Genomic DNA, 15,360 nt, shown 5'->3' on the forward strand with positions numbered 1-15,360 from the left:
GGGGCCTCCGTTCAGGTGATCGGGATACGGGCTCTGATTTCCTCGAGGAGAGCGGGCAGGATGGCGCGGGCGTCACCCACGACGCCGAGTTCGGCGAGCTTGAAGATCGGGGCCGCCGGGTCGTCGCCGATCGCCACGACGGTCTTCGCCCCCTGCATCCCGGCGCGGTGCCGGACCGAGCCGGAGACGCCGCAGGCCAGGTACAGGCGCGGGTTGACGGTCTTGCCGGTGAGGCCGACGCGCGCCTCCGGCGGGATCCAGCCGAGTTCGGCGGCGGTGTGCGAGCCGGCCAAGGCGGCGCCGAGGGCCTCCGCGACGTCGGCGAGGACGGCGAAGGCGGCGCGGGAGCCGAGGCCGCGGCCGCCGGCGACGACGATGTCGGCGTGGTCCAGGGCGGGCGCGGCGGCGCGGGGCTTGGGGGTCGCGACGATGCGCGGAGCGCGAGTCCTGGAGGGTTCGACGGCGATGGTGCGCACGGCCGGGACCGCGGGGCTCGGCTCGGGGACGGCGGCCTCGGGGCGGACGGTGATGATCGGGGTGCCGCGGACGACCGTCGACTCGACGAGGTGGGAATCCGCCAGGCAGCGCTGGACGGCTATGGGGCCGGGGCGGATGTCGACGGCGTCGGTGATGATGCCGGAGTCGAGACGGATCGCCAGGCGGGCGGCGGCCTCCTGGCCTCGGTGGGTGGCGGCTATGAGGATCGCGGCGGGATCGAGATGCCGCGCCACGGCCACCAGGAGGTCGGTTTCCGTGCCTGTGACGGATTCGCTCGGGCCCCGTTGCCCGGGCAGCGATATCGCAGAACTGTCCGGGCACCAGATCTCCGTCGCGCCGTGGCGCCCCAGGACCCCGATCGTCTCCTCGTCGGGCCGCGCCGGGCACACCGCGACCGGCTCCCCCAGCCGCCGAGCCAGCGTCAGCAGCGCGCACGCCGAGCGCCGCACCGTGCCCTCGCGCGCGTCGCGGTCGACGAGCGCCACCACTTTCGCCATCCGGCCTCCTTGCCGTGATGTCGGTCGTGCGGGTCAGAGGAACTGTCGTCGGGTCAGGAAGTCGGCGATCCGGGCGGCCGCCGCCGCGGGGTCCTCGTTCACGGTCGTGGTGCGCGCCTCGGCGCGGGTGACGCCGGTGACCTTCGTCGCGGCGGCGGCCAGGCCCACCTCGTCCGGCCCGATGCCCAGGTCGTCCAGAGACCAGGTGCGGACCAGCTTCTGGCGGGCGTCGGCGACGGCTTCGAAGCGGGGGTAGCGGGGTTCGCCGCTGCGGTCGGTGACCGAGACCACGGCGGGCATCGCGGCGGCCAGTTCCTCGGTGCCGGTGCCGGGGGCGTCCTCGCGGGTGGCGAAGAGCATGTCCTCCTCGGTCTCCAGGGTGTCGCAGCAGCACAGGGCCGGGACGCCCAGGCGCTCGGCGAGCATCGCGGGGATCACGGACATCGCCGAATCCGTGGAGGCGGTGCCGCACAGGACGAGGTCGAAGCCGAGGCGGCGGCAGGCGGCGGCCAGGACCAGGGAGGTGGCCGGGGCGTCGCTGCCGTGCAGGGCGTCGTCCAGAACGTGCACGCCCTCGTCGGCGCCGCGGGCCAGTGCGGAGCGCAGCGCCCCGCTCGCTCCGGACGGGCCCATGGTCAGGGCGGTGACCTGCACGTCGAGACGACGGCAGGCGATGCGCGCGGCCTGCTCGACCGCGTATTCGTCGGCGTCCTGCAGGCGGCAGCGCACCGCCGACCGGTCCACCGTCAGATCACGGCCGAACGACACCTCCGCCACCGCTTGCGGGACGTGCTTGGTCAAAACGACGATCTTCATCCCACACCTCGCAACTGCTGCGGGAGTGTAGAGGCCTGATGACCAATGGAGAAGACCCCTGACACGCACGGTGCGCGTCAGGGGTCTCGCGGACACCCCGGAGGGTGATGCCGGGTCAGTGGACCAGGGTGTAGCCGGCCTCCTCGACGGCGGCCTCGACGGCCTCGGCCGCGAGCGGGGCGGCACTGGTGACGGTGACCAGGCCGGTCTCCAGGACCACCTCCACCTGCCGCACGCCGTCGATCGCGCTGACCTCCTCCGTCACCGACTTGACGCAGTGACCGCAGGTCATGCCCGATACGGTGTAAACGGTGGTCGTGACGTCCTCGGACACGAGGCTCTCCTTCGGGGCGGCGGCGACGGCTGCGGAATCGGCTGTGGCACAACAAGAACAGCCCGAGGCGGCGGAGGCCTCAGTCTGGATCACAGTCAGCTCGGTCATGCCGGCTACTATACCCCCCTAGGGTATTGACCCCCGAGGGCCGGCCTGTGATCTCGATCACAGACCGGCTACCTCACATCAAGAGCCTCAGCGGACGTCCAAGGTCACCGCGGCGATGTGCAGCACCCCGGCCGTCTGGAACTGCAGGTACATCCGCCACTGCCCGGCCTTCGGCAGCGTCGCCTCGAAGGTCAGGTCCGGACCGCCGGTCGGGGTGATCGCGATCCCGCCCTGCGGGTGCAGGTGCGCCATCGCCAGGTCGCCGGCGTGGAAGCCGGACAGGTGGGCGTAGGTCTCCAGGTAGGGCTCCAGATCCGTCACCGGCTTGCCGTCCTTGGCGATCGACACCTTGAGCGGCATCTCCATCCCGGCCATCAGCTGCGAGGAGTCGACCGTGAGGGTGTAGCCGTCGGCGGTGGCCGTCGAGGACGCGGCGGGCAGCGGCCGGTCCGGGGCCGACCCGGCGGAGGTCACCTGGTCGGACAGCACCAGCGGTACCGCCTTGCCGTCCGCGCCCTTGGCGATGAACTGCGCGTAGACCCGGTACGTGCCGGGCCCGGCGGCCTCGGTCGGCGCGGTCCACGTGCCATCCGCGGCCATCGTCGGGTGCACGTGCTGGAAGCCGGACAGATCCGAGCGAATCAGGTAGAAGTGCATGAGCTTGGTCTGCTCGGGGTCGAAGGCGGTGACCGGCTTGCCGCCGGGGCCAAGGATCCGGAAGCCGAAGCCGGCGGCCGCGACCGACTTGCCGGTCGGGGCCAGGGTGTAGCCCTGAGCGCTGGCGGCCAGGCCGTCGCCCATGTACATGGGCTCGCCGCCGGCCATGCCGGTCATGCCGGTCATCCCGTCCATGCCGGCCATCGAGGAGTGGGAGTGGGAAGTACTGGAGCACGCCGCCAGGAGAAGAAAGGCGGGAACGAGGGCGAGAATGCGGACACGATTGGCCGAACGCATGAGAATGAGACCTTCCGGAAGTACGTGAACGGTTGACGGGATCAGCCGTCTGTCACGTCCGGGAGATGCTCAGCGTGTGCAGGATGTCGACGCCGGCCCGGGGTGGGCCGTGCGGCCAGCGCGAGTGGACCAGGCGCGGCACCGGCGGCAGTCCGGGCTGCCACAGCGCTATGACCACGAGGAACAGCGCCAGGAACAGGGCCGACATACCTTCCGGACGCAGCGGGACACAGGACTCGCCGGCCTGCATATGGGCGGCTGTCTGCTGCGGTTCGCTGACCGAGGTCGGCGCGTCGGCATGCGACGGCACCGCCGCCGGCATCGCGGACTCCATATGCGATGACACCGGCATCGACACTGGCACCGACATCCGCATCGACATCGGCATGCAGTGCATCGACGGAGCACTGAGGCCGTGCATCAGGAACAGCCCGGCGAGCACCGCGAACAGCAGCATCACGCGCCGCCGCCCGGGCCCCGGGGCCATGATCCCTCCCATGCTGGATACCAGTTACCGGTATAGGGTAGTGCCCGGGAGGCGGAAGCGATGGGTGCGATCACACATGCGTTGAAAATCACGGGAACCATGACCTGGGAGATCACCTGGGCCCTGATCCTGGGCTTCACACTCTCGGCGATCATCCAGGCGGTGGTGCACAAGTCGACGATCGGGCGGCTGCTCGGCGACGACCGGCCGCGGACGCTGGCGGTGGCCTCGGCGCTGGGGGCGGCCTCGTCCTCGTGCTCCTACGCGGCGGTGGCGCTGGCGCGCTCGTTGTTCCGCAAGGGGGCGGACTTCACCGCCGCGACGGCGTTCGCGATCGCCTCCACCAACCTGGTGCTGGAGCTCGGCGTGATCCTGTGGCTGCTGATGGGCTGGCAGTTCACCGCCGCGGAGTTCATCGGCGGCCCGGTCATGATCGTGGTGCTGGCGCTGCTGTTCCGGCGGTTCCTGAAGCCGGCCCTGACGCGCCAGGCGCGCGAGCAGGCCGACCGCGGGATCGCGGGGTCCATGGAGGGGCACGCGGCGATGGACATGGCGGTGCCCGGGGACGGCCCGTTCCTGCGGCGGCTGCTCTCGCGCGCCGGGTTCACCTCGGTGTCGCACGTGTTCGTGATGGAGTGGGCCGCGATCCTGCGGGACCTGGTGATCGGGCTGTTCATCGCCGGGGCCATCGCGGCCTGGGTGCCGGACTCGTTCTGGGAGCACTTCTTCCTGACCGGGCACCCGGTCCTGAGCGGGCTGTGGGGCCCGCTGATCGGGCCGGTGGTGGCGGTGATCAGCTTCGTGTGCTCGATCGGGAACGTGCCGCTCGCGCTGGTGCTGTGGAAGGGCGGGATCAGCTTCGGCGGCGTGACGTCGTTCATCTTCGCGGACCTGCTGATCCTGCCGATCCTGAACATCTACAAGAAGTACTACGGCAAGCGGATGGCCTGGTTCATGCTGTGGACCTTCTTCATCGCGATGGCCGGCGCCGGATACGTGGTGGAACTGCTGTTCAACGCCTTCGGCTGGATCCCGGAGCGCGGCGGGACGACGGTGATGAGCCAGGGCGTGACGTGGAACTACACCACGTGGCTGAACATCGTGTTCCTGCTGCTGGCGCTCGTGCTGGTGGTGCGGTTCGTGCGCACCGGCGGGACGGCGATGATGCGGATGATGGGCGGCGGGCCCGCAGAGCATGAATCCATGGAACACAGCGGACACTAGGCGCACGTCACCGGCGTTTGGGCGAGAATACGGACCATGGTCGACTCTGCGAACTCGTATCTCCTCGTCGGCGGCTACGGCGCGGGCGTGCACTGCCTGCGCTACGACGCCGACGGCGCCCTGTCCCCGGTGTCGTCGGTGGACATCGCCGACCCCTCCTACGTCGCCTACGACAGCACGCGCGGCGTCCTGACAGCGGTGGTCGAGCAGGAGCCGGCCGGCCGGGTGGCCTCCGCGCGCTTCACCGTCGCCGACGGCGGCGCCGACGTGCGCGATCAGACCGACAGCGGCGGCTCGGCACCCTGCCACCTGGCGCTGCACCCCGACGGGACCACGCTGTTCGTCGCCAACTACATGTCCGGGACGGTCGCGGTCTTCGCCCTGGACGCCGACGGCCGGGTCACCGGCAGCGAGCCCACGCAGGTGATCCAGCACTCCGGCTCCGGTCCGCGCGCCGACCGGCAGGAGGGCCCGCACGCGCACCAGGTGGTGGTCTCGCCCTCGGGACGCTGGGTGCTGGCCGTGGACCTCGGGACGGACGCGGTGTACGTGTACTCCTACGAATCCGAGTCCGGCCGGCTGTCGGCGCAGAGCCACGTGAAGCTGCCCGGCGGCTCGGGCCCGCGCCACCTGGCCTTCCACGGCTCGGGGAACTACTTCTACCTGCTGAACGAGGTCTCCTGGACCGTCGCGGTGTGCTCGTGGGACGAGTCCACCGGCGTCGGCGAGGCCGGTCCGGAGGTCCCGAGCCGGGCCGCGGCCGACCGGGCGGCGTCCGACCGCGCCTGGTGCGCGGCGATCCGGGTGTCGGCCGACGACCGTTTCGTGTACGCCTCCAACCGCATCGACGACACGATCGCGGTCTTCTCGGTCGTCGCGGACGGCGCCGGCCTGGAGCCGGTCGAGGTCGTGCCGGCCGGCGGTTCGTGGCCGCGGGACATCGTGCTGTCCCCGGACGGCACACTGCTGTTCAGCGCGAACCAGCAGTCGGATTCGATCACGGTGTTCCGGGTCGACGCCGAGAGCGGGCGGCTGACGCCGGTCGGGACGCCTTACGCGGTCAAGACCCCGGCGTCGCTCCTGCCGATCTGTGTCTGACATCAAACGCCCGGCTTAACGAACGCATCGAGGGGGGAACCGCGGCGGTGGGTGTGCTGTCACCACCGCGGTTCTCCCCTCCGCAGGCTCTAACTCGATCGTGTGGTCGAATTCTTCCGGGACACGGCGCTCAATCGGTGTCGGTCGCGGCGAGCACGGCCAGGCTCTCCCCGTCGGGACGGACCGCGACCAAGCCGATGTCCCAGAAGACGTGCGTGTACCAGGGCGATTCGGCGTCGAAGCCGAACCAGGCGCACTCCTGCGCCGTGGCCCACACCTGCTGGGGGCTCGCGTCCTGCTCCGCCCCGGCCAGCGCGGCCAGCGAGCGCCACGCGTACAGCCGGCTGTAGGCGCCGTGCCGGCCCCGGCCGTAGGCGCTGCCGTCCAAGGCCGCGTGGAACAGGATCCACCACGCCGCGTACGCCTCGACGGCGAACACGGCCAGCCGGAACGGGACCTGGCCGGCTTCCAGGCACGCCAGGCCGAGCCCGGCCAGGGCCTCCGGGATGTTCTCCGGGGTGACGGCTTCGCCGAGGTCGAACACCCTGGCCTCGATCTCGCCGTTGGAGTCGTCGGCCCAGTTCATGACGGCCGCGGCCAGCGCGTCCGCCGCCGCCTCGGTGCTCACGTCGGTCGCGGGCCACGCCGGACGCTCCCCCGGCGCGATCCTGATCTCGCGGTCCGCCGCGCCGATGCACGGCGGCCCCTGGTCCCAGCCGGCTTCGAACCCGGCCAGTTCCAGCGGCAGCCAGCCGAGCGGATGCCGCCGCAGCGCCGCCGAGGACGCCCACTCAGCGATCTGCGGCCGCCGGGCGAGTGAGCCCTCCCGGAGGATGAGTTCGTGCACCAGGCACGCGCGGAACGTTTCGCCGTCGTCCCCGGCCCCCTCGATCGCCGCCGCCAGGGCCGTGCGCGGGCCCTCGGCGACCAGCAGGGCCGCGGCGAGCCGGTCGATGTCGTGGCCGGCGGCCCGGCTGGCCGCGATCAGCCGGAGCGCCTGGGACAGGTCGCCGTTGCCGCAGACGCCGGCGAGCAGCTTGAACAGGTGGTCGAAGGTGTGCAGGTACTGCCAGGCCCGAGGTTCGGCCTGGTGGCACTGAAGCAGCGCGACGCCGAGGTCGCCGAGGTACGCGCTGTCGCCGTCGGCGCATCGCCGCTCCGACTCGGCACGGACCCAGCGGATGACCTTCCCCGGTTCGGCGTCGGTGGTGCGCCCGAGGTCGCGCAGCAACCGGATGGTTCGCTCGATCTGATCCGCCACGCCGCGAGCGTACGAAGCCTGCGACGCCCGCGATGACGGCCTTTTTCCCCGCCTACCGCGCGGTCACTAGCGCTACCCCCGCGCATCCCAGGCCGCCAGGAGCGCGCGCTCCTTCTCGGCGCTGAGCCCGTGCGGCCTGCGCGGCTGGTACGAGCGCCGTACCGCCCCGCCGTCGGCGGCCATCCAGGCCCAGGTGTCCCGGACCGTCTCGCGCAGTGGACGGCAGCGCAGCCCGGCGGCCTCGGTGCGGGAGGTGTCCGTCTCCCAGGGCACGTCGCCCGGCGGGATCCAGATCGGCAGTTCGCTCCAGGCCTCGACGTCCTGCGTCTCCAGGAAGTCGCTCGCGACCCATTCCAGCTCGGCCGCCGAACCGGTGGCCTCGACGCAGGCCTCGAGGAGTTCGCCGTGGGTGGAGGCGTTGGAGGGGGTGCCGGCGACCAGGTAGCCGCCGGTCAGGCCCTGGTCGACGGCGGTGAGGACGAAGTCTGCGATGTCCCGGACGTCGATCGGGTTGACCGGGGAGGAGGGATCGCCGGGGGCCAGAGTGCGCAGGCTGCGGGTGGTGCCGGCGTCAGCCATGCGCAGCAGCAGGGCCGGGAGGCGGCCGATGTCCTCGTGCGGGCCGAGCAGCAGGCCCAGGCGCAGGGACAGGGCGCGGCCGGGGAAGTCGCGGGCCACGACGCGCTCGCAGCCGGCCTTGAGGGTGCCGTAGTCGCCGTCGTCGGGGCCGGCGTCCGGGGAGCAGTCGTGGACCGGCGAGGCGTCGGTGACAGGGCTCGTCGGCCAGTCGGGGAAGACGTTGATGGTCGACATGAACACGTAGGTCGCCGCGCTGTCCGCCAGGGCCCGGACCGCGTCGCCGACGACCCGCGGGACGTAGCCGGAGGTGTCGACGATCGCGTCCCAGGGGCCGTGGCCGGCCAGGCGTCCGAGGTCTTCCCCAGACTCGCGGTCGCCGCGCACGACCTGGACGCCGGGGACGTCCGGGGCGGTGCGGCCGCGGTTGAAGACGGTCACCTCGTGGCCGGCCGCCAGCGCCCGCGCCGCCACGGCCCGGCCGAGGAACGCGCTGCCGCCGAGTATGAGAAGTCGCATTTCCCCACCCTCGCAGGGCGCGGAGCGCGAAGGCCAGATCCCTCTGCTGACGGCGGAGGGATCGGCCCGATGGGTTTCTCAGAGCGTGAGCCGCTGGTCAGAGCGTGAGCTGCGTGATCGTGTAGATCAGCAGCCCGGCCAGCGCGCCGACCACGGTCCCGTTGATGCGGATGAACTGCAGGTCGCGGCCGACCTGGAGCTCGATCTTGCGGGAGGTGGCCGGGCCGTCCCAGGCCGCGACGGTGTCGGTGATCAGGGACGTGATCTCCTGGCGGTAGGTGGTCACCAGGTGCACGGCGACCTCGCGGACCCAGCCGTCGGCCTTCTCCTGCATCGCGGTGTCGGTCTCCAGGCGGTGGCCCAGGCTCTGCAGCCCCTGCCGGGCCCGCGTCTGCAGGTCGCTGCCCGGGTCCTCGGCGGCGTCTATCACCGCCGAGCGCAGTGCGGTCCAGCCGGAGGCCACCAGGCCCTGGAGCTCGGGGTGCTGGAGCAGGTCGGCCTTGAGCTTGTCGACGCGGCCGCGGGTCTCAGGGTCGGACTTCAGCTCCTCGGCGTAGTCGGCCAGGAAGCGGTCCAGCGCCCCGCGCACGGGGTGGTGCTGGTCGTCGCGGACGCTGCCGGCCAGCTTCACCAGCTCGCGCTGGAGGCGGCGGGCGACGGCGTCGTCCAGGAAGCGCGGGGACCACAGCGGGGCCTCGTTCGACACCGCGTTCTCGATGGCCTCGGGGTGCTCCTCCAGCCAGTCGTGGGCACGCGCGGCGAGGATGTCGACGAGCTGGTGGCTGCCGGACTCGGTGAGACGCTGGAGCAGGCCGCCGAGCGGGGTGGCGACGTCGGCCTTGGCCAGCCGGGTGGTGACGGCCTCGCCGAGGATCTTCTGGATGTCCTCGTCGCGCAGCACGGTCAGCACACCGCGGACCGCGGTGGCCAGCTCCTTGGTGACGCGCGCGGCGTTCTCCGGCTGGGAGAGCCACTGGCCGGTGCGGCGGGAGATGCCCAGGGCGGACAGCCGGCCGCGGATGACCTCCTCGGACAGGAAGTTCTCGCCGACGAACTCCCCGAGGCCCTCGCCGAACTGGTCCTTGCGCTTGGGGATGATCGCGGTGTGCGGGATCGGCAGGCCCAGCGGGTGCTTGAACAGCGCGGTGACGGCGAACCAGTCGGCCAGGCCGCCGACCATGCCGGCCTCGGCGGCGGCCTGGACGTAGCCGGTCCAGCCGGTGACGCCGTGGTTCTGGAGGATCTTCATCGTGAGGTAGACCACCGCGGCCGCCAACAGGAACCCGGTCGCCACCGACTTCATGCGGCGCATCCCGCGCCGCCTGGTCAGCTCACTGGGGGTCAGCGGGTCACGGGGCCGGGCTTTCGTCACGATCGTTATTGTGGCCCAGCTGGCGGACTTGCGCCGAGCCCACGGCCCGGTAGCGCTCGGGGTCACAGGTGAAGACGATGATTTGGGCCGGTTCGGGACGGTTTGCCCCCTCGGGCGTGGCGCCGGCGCTGCCGGCGTGGTTGAGCAGGGCGCCGAGCATGCGGCGGCGGCCGGGGTCGGCGGCGCCGAGCGCGTCGTCGATGATCACCGGCACCCCGCCCTCGGGCCCGACCAGCGCGGCGCACGCCAGGCGGACGCACATCGCCACGGCCTCGCGCGCGCCGGTCGAGAGCTCGGCGTAGGGGTCGGTGCGGCCGGCCAGGGTGCGGGCGGCGATGCGCAGGTCGGCGTCCACGGTGACGCCGAACGAGGCCCCGAACACCAGGCGCCCGAACCGCTCGACCTGCTCCTTGAACGGGCCCTGATAGGAGCGTGTGGCCTCCTCGCGGCGGTGCAGGATGGTCCTGCGCAGCAGGTCCGCCGCCTCGGCGCGCGCGGTGACGGAGTCCAGGTCGCGCTCGGCGGCGTCGCGCCGGGCCTCGGCCTCGCGGTACCGGTCGGCGAGGTCGTCGCCGACCGCGTCCAGGCGCCCGGCCAGGTGCTGCAGGTCCGCGCGGGCATCGGTGATCTCGGCCTCGGTGCGCGCCACGACGTCGCGGGCGTTGCGCAGCAGGAGCTCGACCTGCTCGGGCTGGGCGTCGCGGTAGTTGGCGTCGTGGGCGGCGCGGTCCTGGACGGCGGTCGCCAGAGCCTTGGCCGCATCGGCGTCGCGCTGCTCGACGGCCGCGTCGTCGGCGGCGACCCGGGCCTCGGCCAGCCGGGTGCGCGCGGCCTCGTGCTCGGCGGCCAGGTGCTCGGCCCGGCCGGCCAGCTTCTGCGCGTCGGCGACGATCTCGTTCGCGCGCGCCTCGGCCAGGCGCAGGGCATCGCCCGCCCGCTCGAGATTGGCGGCGGTCTCCTCGGACTCGGCCCGCCGGTGGTCGGCGACGGTCTCGGCCTCGCCTCGGTCGGCCGGCGGCAGCACCCCGGCATCGCGGCGCTCCAGATGCTCGGCGATGCGCGCTTCCAGGCGCGCCTGCTCGTCGGCGAGGGCGGCAGGGTCCTTGCTCAGCTTCTTGCGCGCGGACTCCGCGGCGACAAGGGCGGCGCGCGCCTCGACGTGCCGCTGGAGGCGCACTCGCGCGGAGGCCAGGTCGCGGACGCCGGTCTGGAGGCAGAGCGCGGCGAGGGAGGACTCGGCGGTGTCGAGCTTGCCGCGCAGCTCACGCTCACTGGCCCCGGGGGCGAGGGTGACGCGCAGGACGCCTTCGGCCTCGATGACGAGGTGGTCGGTGATGCGGCGGACGAGGGGGTCGGCGCGGTCGGTCGCGGTGCGGGCCTCGGGGACCGGCGAGACCGATTCGGCGGCGATGCGGGCGCGGGCCTCGGGCACGGTGGCTGCTGCGACGGATGCGGATGCGATGCCGGTGCCGGCGGTCGCAGTGCCGGCGGTTGCGGTGCCGGTGCCGGCGGTCGCAGTGCCAGCGGATGCGATGCCGGTGCCGGTGCCGGCGGTTGCGGTGCCGGCAGTGCCTGCGGATGCGGTGGCGGCGGCCAGACCGCGGGCATCCAGGGCCGACACCGTCACCGGCGCGCTCCCCAGCCGCTCCACCCGCACCGTCGCGGCGGCGACCTCGATCGCCGTCCGCGCGTCGCGCACGCCGCGGTCGGCCTGGTCGAGGGCCTCGACCGCGCGGTCGTCAATCTCGGTGGCGGCGGTCTCGGCGGCGGCGAGTTCCACCTCACGGTCGGCCTCGGCCAGGGCTTCGCGGTCGGCGCGGACCCGCTCCAGTTCGTAGGCGTCGCGCATCCAGCGGTAGTCGGCGTCCGCCTCCTGGTACCGGCGCAGGGCGAGGCGGTGCGCCTCGTCGGCGGTGCGGTGCATCGCCGAGGCGCCCTCGCGGCGGGAGTCGGCCTCGGTGCGGAGGTCGGCGTGCGCCGCGAGCTGCTTCTCCAGCGCCTGGAGTTCGCCCTCGTAGTCGGTCACGCTCCGTACCAGCGCCTGGCGCGCCTCGCGCGCGCCGGCCGCGAGCTCCGCGTCGCGCGAGGCCCGTTCGACCAGGGCTGCGGCGTCGTCGCGGCGGGCTCGCAGGGTCTCCACGTCCTTGGCGCGCTTGCCGAACTCGTCGAGTTCGGCGCGGTCCGTCACCAGGCGCTGCCGCAGCTCCGTCAGGCGCGCGGTGACCTCGCTGTGCCGCTCGGTGTCGGCCTCGACCCGCGCCAGGGTCCGGGTCAGGTCCGCGGCCTCGGCCGTGGCGGTCGCGGCCGCTTCCTGCGCGGCCCGGTACTCCCCTGTCGGCTGGTGGTTCTTCGCCGTGAAGTAGCGCGCGAACTCCTTCTCAACCCGCTGGACCAGCGTGTCCTCGGAACCGTCGCCGGATCCGGATTCGCCGCCGGCCGCCGCGTCCAGGGCGGCGCGCAGGGACGCGCTCCCAGCGATGCGGTCCACGTCGAAGGGCTTGTCCTGCAGCACCCGCAGGGCTTTGAACAGGTCGTAGTCCGTGGCCTGGTTCAGGATCGCCAGGACGCGCTCGTGGGCCTCGCGGCCGGTCAGCGTCTCCGGGGCCGGCGCCAGGATCCGCAGCTCGGTCAGCGGACGGAGCCAGCGCTTGCGGTAGACCAGGTGGTGGCCGCCGACGCGGAACTCGGCCTCGACCTCCGGCGCGGCGTCGGTGTGCCGGGGCTTGACCGCGCGCACCGCCTCCTTGCGGGAGGAGTCCAGCTCGTCCAGCAGCAGGCCGAAGGCCTCGATGGTGCTGCTCTTGCCGGACTCGTTGGGGCCCTGGACCACGGTCACGCCGTGCTCGGCGAAGGTCAGCTCGCGGTCGGCGACGCCGCGGAAGTCGGTCAGGCGGATCCGCAGCAGCCTCACGAAGCCCTCCCGGCACCGATGCCCGCGCCCGACAGGCGCACCAGCAGACCCAGCGCGTCCGAGGCCTGGCGCGCGGCCGCCTCATCGCCGCCGGCGGCCAGCTCCCGCAGGTCGTCCAGCGCCCGCGCGGCGAAGCCGGTCAGCCCGAGCGCGCCGAAATCGTCGTCGGCGGGCCGGATCGCCAGATCGGTGCGGGACGAGGAATCGCGGAATCCGGCGAACAGGTCGGCCGCCTCCTCACGCACCGCGTCGAGCGCTTCCTTCTCGCCGACTGACAGTGTCCCGCGCAGTGCGAAATTCAGTACAGTGCGGTCTTTGTCCGGCATGTCCATCAGCCGTGCTCGAAGCGCCTCGACATCGGCCGCGCCGCTGAGCTCGACCGACACCGGCTCGAACCGCCACGTCCCGACCCGGTGCCGGGTGACCTTCGGCGCCGGCCCGGGATCGGCCTCGTCGATCTCCACGACCAGCACGTTGCCGGCGTCCACCTCGTCGAAGTCCGTCGGCTCCGGCGCCCCGGAGTACCACACCCGCGGCGTCACCTCAGTGGTCGAATGCCGGTCCCCGAGCGCGACGTAGTGCGCCTTGCCCGCCTCCAGCGCGGCGCGGACGCCGGCGACGCGGATCAGCGACACCGGGTCCGACTGCGGGGCGACGGCGTCCACCGCGCCGTGCCCGACCGCGACCCGCACTACGCCCGGCGGGGCCGGGTCGAGGGCTTCGAGCAGGTCGCCGAGCAGGTCCGAGGTCGGCCGCTTGGACCGCCACGGCGCGCCGACCACCTCGAAACCGGGCCGGACCTCGACCGGGTGCTCGTCGCGCAGCACCACCACGTTGGCCGGGCACGCCTGGGCGAAGCGCTCCGAGTCCCAGATCGACGCGGCATTCAGCGGATCGTGGTTGCCCGGGAGCAGGAACACCTTCAGCGGCAGGGCTTTCAGCTTCTCCATGGCCTGCCGGATCGTCCGCGCCGACTCGGTGTTCGTCTCGAACACGTCCCCGCTCACCACGATCGCTTCGCAGCCCTCGGACACCGCCAGGCGCCCCAGCGTGGCCAGGACGTCACGGCGCGCGGCGTCGAACTGGCCCTGGCGCTCGGGGTCCAGGAACCGCCGGCCCATGCCGAGCTGCCAGTCGGCGGTGTGCAGGAATCGCATAGAGGTCAACCGTAGACCGTCGGACTGTCAGCCCGCGGCGGTTCGCGTCAGGACTGGACCCGCCACCCCGACGCGGCCAGGTCCGCCGCCAGGCGGTCGGCCACGGCCGGGTCCACCAGCAGCTCCACCAGACCGGCCTCGCGGCCCTGGGAGTGGTCGATGCGGACGTCCTCGATGTTCACCCCGACGCTGCCGGCCGTGGCGAACAGCCGCGCCAGCTCGCCGGGACGGTCGGAGATCAGCACCGGTACCGCCGTGTAAGAGGCCGAAGCCGCTCCGTGCTTGCCGGGGATGCGCGCGTGGCCCGCGTTGCCCCGGCGCAGCAGCTCGGCCAGGTCGGAGGCGCCGCGCTTGGCGGCCTCGGCGTCCGGGCCGGCGAGGGCGCGCAGCGCGTCGACGGCCTCGTTCAGGTCCGCGGCGTAGGCGGCCAGGACCTCGGCGATGGCCGGGGCGTTGGCGGAGAGGATGTCCTCCCACAGCTCCGGGGCGCCGCCGGCGATGCGGGTCAGGTCCCGGATACCGGTGCCGGAGATGCGGACCGACTCCTCGCGGGCGTTCTCCAGGCGCGCCGCCATCAGCGCGGCGACCAGGTGCGGGGCGTGCGAGATCAGGGCCACGGCGTGGTCGTGCTCTTCGGTGTCCATCACGACCGGCACCGCGCCGCACAGCGAGACCAGCTCCAGGGCCTGGTTCAGGGCGTCGCGGGAGGTCGTCGGGCCGGGCGTGAGCACCCAGGGACGGCCCTCGAACAGGTCCGCGCGGGCCGCCAGCGGGCCGGAGCGCTCACGGCCGGCCAGCGGATGGCCGCCGATGAACCGGCTCAGGTCGGCGCCGGCCTCCTCGGCGGAGCCGTGCACCAGCGCCTTGACCGAGCCGACGTCGGTGTAGACCCGGGCCCAGTCCTCGCGCTGCGCCTCGGCCAGCATCGTCCCTATCCGCGCCGGCGGCACGGCCAGGATGCACAGGTCCACCGGCTGCGGCGGGCGGCCGGTGCGGCCGGCGCCCAGCGAGGCGGCGGTGCGCGCGGCGCCCTCATCGGCGTCGCTGAGGTGCACCTCGATACCGCGGCGGGTCAGCGCCAGGGCGATGGACGTGCCGATGAGTCCGGTACCGACGACAAGGGCGGAACGCATAGTCGAACCCTATCGGCTGCGGATCCGCTTACTGTGCGATGTCCTTGCGCAATGCGGCAGCACCACCGAGGTAGACATGCTGGATCTCGTGCTTGGAGCGCAGCGTGTCCACGTGCGCCAGCAGCCGGACCACGCGCGGCATGGCGCCAGCGACGTCTATCTCCTGCGCGCACATCAACGGCACGTCGACGATGCCCAGCTCGCGCGCGGCCAGCGCCGGGAACTCGCTGTGCAGGTCCGGGGTGGCCGTGAACAGCATGCTGATCAGGTCGTCGACGGTGAAGCCGTTCTGCTCCATCACCTGCTTGACCAGCTCCGTGGTGCCGGCCAGGAGGTGGTCCCGGTCATCGACGTCCAGCTGGATAGCGCCTCGCACCGCCCGCACTGCCATGAGGCCACCCTACTGATCACCCGA

Annotated in this window: 14 protein-coding genes; 2 read left to right on the plus strand and 12 right to left on the minus strand. The window is 72.8% G+C overall.

Features of this window, described 5'->3' with window-relative positions; genetic code table 11:
- Positions 1 to 11 precede the first annotated feature (11 nt).
- From ABH926_RS11185 to ABH926_RS11205, 5 genes are all read right to left on the minus strand, one after another.
- Positions 12 to 995: an electron transfer flavoprotein subunit alpha/FixB family protein gene (locus tag ABH926_RS11185; RefSeq protein WP_370365366.1), complete on the minus strand. Its 984-nt coding sequence runs from the start codon at positions 993 to 995 to the stop codon at positions 12 to 14.
- A 33-nt stretch (positions 996 to 1,028) separates the two neighbouring features.
- Positions 1,029 to 1,811 (minus strand): electron transfer flavoprotein subunit beta, encoded by a 783-nt coding sequence (locus tag ABH926_RS11190; protein WP_370365367.1) that lies wholly within the window; start codon positions 1,809 to 1,811, stop codon positions 1,029 to 1,031.
- A 115-nt stretch (positions 1,812 to 1,926) separates the two neighbouring features.
- Positions 1,927 to 2,253, minus strand: coding sequence for a heavy-metal-associated domain-containing protein (locus ABH926_RS11195; RefSeq protein ID WP_370365368.1), 327 nt, complete (start codon positions 2,251 to 2,253; stop codon positions 1,927 to 1,929).
- An 87-nt stretch (positions 2,254 to 2,340) separates the two neighbouring features.
- A complete protein-coding gene (locus tag ABH926_RS11200; protein WP_370365369.1) occupies positions 2,341 to 3,105 on the minus strand; it encodes a hypothetical protein in 765 nt (254 codons plus the stop codon).
- Positions 3,106 to 3,259: 154 nt separating this feature from the next.
- Positions 3,260 to 3,694, minus strand: coding sequence for a hypothetical protein (locus ABH926_RS11205; protein WP_370365370.1), 435 nt, complete (start codon positions 3,692 to 3,694; stop codon positions 3,260 to 3,262).
- 60 nt (positions 3,695 to 3,754) lie between these two features.
- Between ABH926_RS11205 and ABH926_RS11210 the strand changes: the two genes are divergently transcribed.
- A complete protein-coding gene (locus tag ABH926_RS11210) occupies positions 3,755 to 4,918 on the plus strand; it encodes a permease (protein WP_370365371.1) in 1,164 nt (387 codons plus the stop codon).
- Between the two features lie 36 nt (positions 4,919 to 4,954).
- Entirely contained in the window at positions 4,955 to 6,016 is a 1,062-nt protein-coding gene (locus ABH926_RS11215) for a lactonase family protein (protein WP_370365372.1), read from the plus strand.
- Positions 6,017 to 6,146: 130 nt separating this feature from the next.
- On the opposite strand, the gene ABH926_RS11220 is transcribed toward ABH926_RS11215, so the two are convergent.
- The 7 genes from ABH926_RS11220 to aroH all read right to left on the minus strand — a co-directional run bounded on the left by ABH926_RS11220 (position 6,147) and on the right by aroH (position 15,336).
- Complete coding sequence (locus ABH926_RS11220; RefSeq protein ID WP_370365373.1) at positions 6,147 to 7,277, minus strand: DUF6183 family protein; 1,131 nt, start codon at positions 7,275 to 7,277, stop codon at positions 6,147 to 6,149.
- Positions 7,278 to 7,349: 72 nt separating this feature from the next.
- Positions 7,350 to 8,372 (minus strand): NAD-dependent epimerase/dehydratase family protein, encoded by a 1,023-nt coding sequence (locus tag ABH926_RS11225; protein ID WP_370365374.1) that lies wholly within the window; start codon positions 8,370 to 8,372, stop codon positions 7,350 to 7,352.
- Between the two features lie 97 nt (positions 8,373 to 8,469).
- Positions 8,470 to 9,753: a DUF445 domain-containing protein gene (locus ABH926_RS11230; protein ID WP_370365555.1), complete on the minus strand. Its 1,284-nt coding sequence runs from the start codon at positions 9,751 to 9,753 to the stop codon at positions 8,470 to 8,472.
- Positions 9,722 to 12,655, minus strand: a complete 2,934-nt coding sequence (locus ABH926_RS11235) for an AAA family ATPase (RefSeq protein ID WP_370365375.1) — start codon at positions 12,653 to 12,655, stop codon at positions 9,722 to 9,724. Before ABH926_RS11235 ends, ABH926_RS11230 begins: the two co-directional genes overlap by 32 nt.
- A complete protein-coding gene (locus tag ABH926_RS11240) occupies positions 12,652 to 13,812 on the minus strand; it encodes an exonuclease SbcCD subunit D (RefSeq protein WP_370365376.1) in 1,161 nt (386 codons plus the stop codon). Before ABH926_RS11240 ends, ABH926_RS11235 begins: the two co-directional genes overlap by 4 nt.
- A gap of 47 nt (positions 13,813 to 13,859) precedes the next feature.
- A complete protein-coding gene (locus ABH926_RS11245; protein WP_370365377.1) occupies positions 13,860 to 14,945 on the minus strand; it encodes a prephenate dehydrogenase in 1,086 nt (361 codons plus the stop codon).
- Positions 14,946 to 14,973: 28 nt separating this feature from the next.
- Positions 14,974 to 15,336 carry a chorismate mutase gene (aroH, locus tag ABH926_RS11250; RefSeq protein ID WP_370365378.1) on the minus strand — a complete coding sequence of 121 codons (363 nt, stop codon included), beginning with the start codon at positions 15,334 to 15,336 and terminating at the stop codon, positions 14,974 to 14,976.
- Positions 15,337 to 15,360: the final 24 nt, after the last annotated feature.

The sequence above is a fragment of the Catenulispora sp. GP43 genome (genome assembly GCF_041260665.1).
Classification (GTDB): domain Bacteria; phylum Actinomycetota; class Actinomycetes; order Streptomycetales; family Catenulisporaceae; genus Catenulispora.